Source organism: Euzebyales bacterium (assembly GCA_036374135.1).
GTDB lineage: Bacteria > Actinomycetota > Nitriliruptoria > Euzebyales > JAHELV01 > JAHELV01.
This window is the reverse complement of the sequence record DASUUK010000040.1, coordinates 1-4908: the sequence shown is the minus strand read 5'-3', so window position 1 is coordinate 4908 and position 4908 is coordinate 1. Positions and strand designations below refer to the sequence as shown.

Here is a 4908-nt window from a genome sequence, read left to right as displayed (position 1 = left end):
CGAGCACGCGATGCGTGCGCACATGACGCGGCTGGCGTTGCGCTCCGCGCAGGCGCGCCGCACCCGCGCGGAGGGTTCGCGGTGACCCCCGCACGCGACGCGTGGTTCCAGGGCAACCGCGTCCGGCTCGATCTCAACGCCCAGGCCGCCGCGCAGCTGCGCGACGCGCTCGACCGCATCATCCGCAGCGACCCATCCCGGGGCGCGGCGCTGGCCCGCTCGGACGTGCGGCTACCCGACGGCCGCCCGCTGCGAGTCTCGATCCGCCTGACCGACGCCGGCACGATCCGCGACCCAAACGGCGTGTACCGAGGCTCGGAGGGTGTCGCGTACGTCGACGTCTCGGGCGACTTCGACACCCACGTCGCCGCCCGACAGGTCATCGATGCGGCAATGCGCCCGTACCACGAGGTCCCTCGGTCCGAACAGGCCGCCACAGAGCTCGACGCCGCCCGTGTTGACCGGGCGCTCGACGTCCGAGCGCCTACGGCCGCCGCGCTCGACGGGCAGACACGAGATGCCGTGCGCGCTCGCGCGCAACAGGCGGCCGACCAGACCCGCAGCCAGCGGATCGCTGATGTCGTTCGTCGGTCGCGGGATCTCGGGATCGGCTGGGAGCAATGACCGGTCACGGGCGCTGCGGTCGTGGTCGTTCGTCACGCCGTGCCGGTAGCCGGTCCGTCGTGCTGGTCGGGCTGCGGATCGTGGCATTCCAAAGGAATGCAAGGGTGTGGTCGGATCTTCGGCTCGTCGCGCTGTGGTGGTCCTGGTGCTCATCGGGCTCGGTGCGATCTGCGGTTGCGGGTGGCTGCTAATGGTCGCCTCGGTCGCTGCGATCCGAGCTGGTGCTTGTGCGAGCGTGACGTACTACGTCGAGCAGGTCGCTCGTGATCGTCACGACTACTACGCCGGCCACGGCGAAGCGCCTGGGATGTGGCGCGGTGCGTTCGCCGATCACCTCGGTCTGTCCGGGCAGGTGGCTGCGGAGGACTTCCGCGCGGTGCTCGAAGGCGTCGACCCTGCGACGGGTACGCCGTTGAAGGCGCGTGCGAACCGGCGGATGGCGGCGTGGGACGTCACGTTCTCGCCGCCGAAGTCGATCTCGGCGCTGTGGGCCCTCGCGCCTGACGACGCCCGCGGTCAGGTGCGTGAGGCGCAGGCTGCGGCGGTGGATGCCGCGGTCGGCTACCTCACCGCCCATGCATGTGTCGTCCGGCTCGGCCGTGACGGCGTTGACCGGCAGGACGGGGCGCAGCTCGGGTTCCTGAGGGCGGACTTCGCACATCGCTGCTCTCGCGAAGGCGATCCGCAGCTGCACGTCCATTCGATCCTGGTCAACGTCGTCGAGGCGCCCGACGGGCGCCGCGCCGCGCTCGACGGCGGGTTGTTGTTCCAGCACGCGAAGGCTGCCGACGGCATCTACCAGGCCGCCCTGCGCGCCGACCTGACCCGCCGGCTCGGCGTCGGCTGGGAGCGCCGTGACGAGCAGTGGGAGGTCGCGGGCATCCCACCCGGCCTGTGTCGCGACTGGTCGAAGCGGCGTAGCCAGATCACCGCCGCGCTCGTCGCGCGCGGCCTCGACCCCGACACCGCCACGGGCCGCGCTGCGCAGACCGCTGCACTCGTCACCCGCCACGCCAAGGCCCACGTGGGCGACGGCCGGTCCCTACACGACCGCTTCGCCCGCGAGGCGATCATTGCCGGCCACAATCCCGAACGGATCCTTCAGGCAGCGCTTCACACCGACCTGCAGCACGGTCCGCCACGCGGCCCTCACGTGACGCGGCTGCTGGACGCGATCGCCGGGGCCGATGGCGTGACCAAGCAGGCGTCGAGCTTCTCCCGCCGCGACGCGGTCATCGACCTCGCCGCGCGGTCCGCGATCCACGGCGCCAGTGCCGACCATGCCGCCGGTCGCGTCGAGATCCTCGTCAACCGGCTGCTGCGCGACGACCGCATCGTCTCGGTCCTCGCACCCGCCGCGCGCACCACCAGCGAGCTGCTACGCGTGCGTGACGCCGCCGGCCGCATCATCCGCACCGTCGATCAGTCCGAACGGCGCTACACCACCATCGACCTGCTCGCCGCCGAGACCGAGCTGCTCCAGCGCGCCACCAGCCGGCAGCACGCCGGCGTCGGGCGTATCCCGGGCGCGATCGTCGACCAGGTCCTCGGCGCCCACCCGACGCTCGACTCGGATCAGCAGACGATGGTCCGCACGCTCGCCTCCTCCGGTGCAGGCGTGGACGTGGTGGTCGGCAAGGCCGGCACGGGTAAGTCCACCGCGCTGGGCGCCTACCGCGCCGCCCTCGATGCCGCCGGCGTCCCCGTCGTCGGCGTGGCGCCGTCTGCGACTGCCGCGCACCAGCTCGCCATGTCGGCCGGCATCCGCGACACCGCCACCGTCGATCGGCTCCTCGTCGAGCTCCGTCACCGCCGTCGCAGGCTGCCGCATGGCGTGGTCGTGGTGCTCGACGAGGCCGCGATGTGTCCCACCCGCAGCCGGCTGGCGCTGCAGCGCGCGGTGGATGCGGTCGACGGCAAGATCGTCGACGTCGGCGACCACCGCCAGATCCCCTCGGTCGATGTTGGCGGCGGCCACTACGTGCTCGCCCAGCGGCTCGGCGCGACCGTCCTCGGACAGAATCACCGGTTCCGCGACCCCGTCTTCCGCGACGCCGCCGAACTGTTCCGCGACCGCCAACCCGCCGCCGCAGTTCAGGTCCTCCGGACGCAGGGCGCGGTGTCCGACCACCACAGGCGACCGGTGGATGCGTGGATGGGGATGGTCGACGACTGGCTCAAACTGCGCGACAGCGGCTGCAGCGTGCTGATGCTCGCGACCGAGCGCCAAACTGTCGGCGAGCTCAACCGGTTCGCCCGCGCCCACCTGGTCGCTCGCGGCGACATCGCCCGCCGCGCCCGCACGTACCGGGCGCCCGACGACCGCCGCGCGATCACGCTCGCGGTCGGTGACGAGGTCATCCTGCGCCGCAACCACCGGTTGACCCAACCCGACGGGACCACGATGGTCGTGCGCAACGGTATGACCGGCCGCGTCACCGCCACCCACCGCAACCGGATCACCGTGGACCTCGACGCAGCGCACCGCGAACCCGGCAGACCCACACGCGTGACGGTGTCGGCCGGTTACGTCGGCGAGCACGTTGACCACGGCTACGCACGCACCGTCGACACCGCCCAAGGCGCCACCGTCGACTACAGCCTCTTCACGCCCTCCGCGTTGGCCACGGCCGAACGCGCGTACGTCGCCCTATCCCGCGGCCGGCTGACCAACCGCATCTACGCTACCCGGGGCCGCGCGTGGATCGACGCAATCGGCCGCGGACGCAACCACGCCTTCGCCGTCGACCAGTCGCCGGATATCGATCGTGGGCCGCATCGCGTCGCGCGACTTCGCGCGCCCGTACGACACCGTCAACAGCACGCGCCACTCGAACTCGGCCTATAGGCACCCCCTACCGACGTCCGAGCCGCCATCCTGGACTTGATGTAGCCGGGGCTGTGCGATGCCGCGCTGCTTTGGGTTGGAGCCGAGCACATCTCTGACTGACGGGCCGATCATGGCCCACGCTCGCGCCGCCACCGTGGCGGGCCCGCAAGAGGTCGGAGGTACGGTGCGGTCATGCCGCTGGTTCGCTCCCCTGAGATCGAGGCCGTGGTTCGACGGGTCCTGGTGGCGTGGAATGATGGGGACGCAGACACCATCGCCAATCTTTTCTCGACAGACCCTGGCTTGCGTGTCCTTGGCTTCGACCACGACGAGCGGTGGGCCGGTCACGACGAGTTTCTGAAGCTGTTCCGCAGGCAAGCGGTCGAGATGGTTGGCTGGACGCTGGACATCGACCACGTGGAGGGGTTCGAGGACGACGGCGTCGGGTGGGTGATCGCCCACACGACCATGACGACGCAGGCGGCCCGGACCCCGCTGCGTCACATGGCATCGCTGCGTATCGAGTCGGGGGTGTGGCGGGTTGTCCAGTGGCAGAACTCGATACCCGTGCCGAATGAGCAGATCTTCGGTGTCCCGCTCACCACGACACTCGACGAGTTGATGGCATCGCTCATCGATGATGATGTCCGACTCGAAGCGGTCGCCGGATCTGAAGGGACGTTGACGTTGGTGTTCACCGATGTCGTGGATTCCACGGGGTTGGCCGCGTCCGTCGGTGACGCCGCCTACGCCGAGCTGATGACCTCGCATGAAGTGGCGATTCGGAGGGTCGCAGCGTCGCACGGCGGATCGGTTGTCAAGGTCCTCGGGGACGGCGCGATGCTGACCTTCGAGTCGGCTCGAGCCTCGGTGTGTGCGGCCGTCGAGATCCGGCGGTCCTCGTCGGCGGCAGGTCTGCCGGTTCGGATCGGCATCCACACCGGAGAGGTCGTGCGAGCCGGCGATGACTTCCTCGGCATCACCGTCAACAAGGCGGCTCGGGTGGCGGCTTCGGCCGATGCCGATGAGATCATGCTGTCGGCCACCACGAGAGACCTCGTCGGTTCGATGTCAGGTCTGCGGTACGGCGAACCGCGCATGGTCGCGTTGAAGGGACTCGCCGGTGTCGATCAGATCGTCCCGGTGGAGATCGGTGCCGATTGACCCGACCGGCGACGTGGACGGTGCAGCCCGACACCACCGAGCCCACCGGCGCCATGTGATCGGAGGCCGCACCGTCGGGCAACCGGGGCTATGGGACGGTCTCAGCTGTATCGTTCGACGAGTGCGTTGCCGATCGAGGCCAGGTGGTCTCGCACACCCGGAGGACCAGTCAGGGGAGACACACGTGACCTCTGCGCACCCCCTACCGTCGGCGTCCGACCACCCCGCCACGTGGAAGTTCGGCTATCCGATTTACCACGTCGAGACCCGGCCGCAATGGCGATCATGGC

General features: G+C 70.2%; 3 protein-coding genes. All 3 read left to right on the top strand.

Annotated features, from left to right (window positions below):
* A partial coding sequence (locus VFZ70_06600; GenBank protein ID HEX6255465.1) for a hypothetical protein occupies window positions 1-624 on the top strand: 624 nt, incomplete at its 5' end.
* 235 nt (window positions 625-859) lie between these two features.
* Window positions 860-3472 (top strand): MobF family relaxase, encoded by a 2613-nt coding sequence (mobF, locus tag VFZ70_06595; GenBank protein HEX6255464.1) that lies wholly within the window; start codon window positions 860-862, stop codon window positions 3470-3472.
* 174 nt (window positions 3473-3646) lie between these two features.
* Window positions 3647-4618, top strand: coding sequence for an SgcJ/EcaC family oxidoreductase (locus tag VFZ70_06590; protein ID HEX6255463.1), 972 nt, complete (start codon window positions 3647-3649; stop codon window positions 4616-4618).
* Window positions 4619-4908 lie beyond the last annotated feature (290 nt).

Excerpts from the sequence above, each read along its gene's own strand:
- VFZ70_06590 (HEX6255463.1), top strand. The coding sequence starts at position 3,647 with ATGCCGCTGGTTCGCTCCCCTGAGATCGAGGCCGTGGTTCGACGGGTC.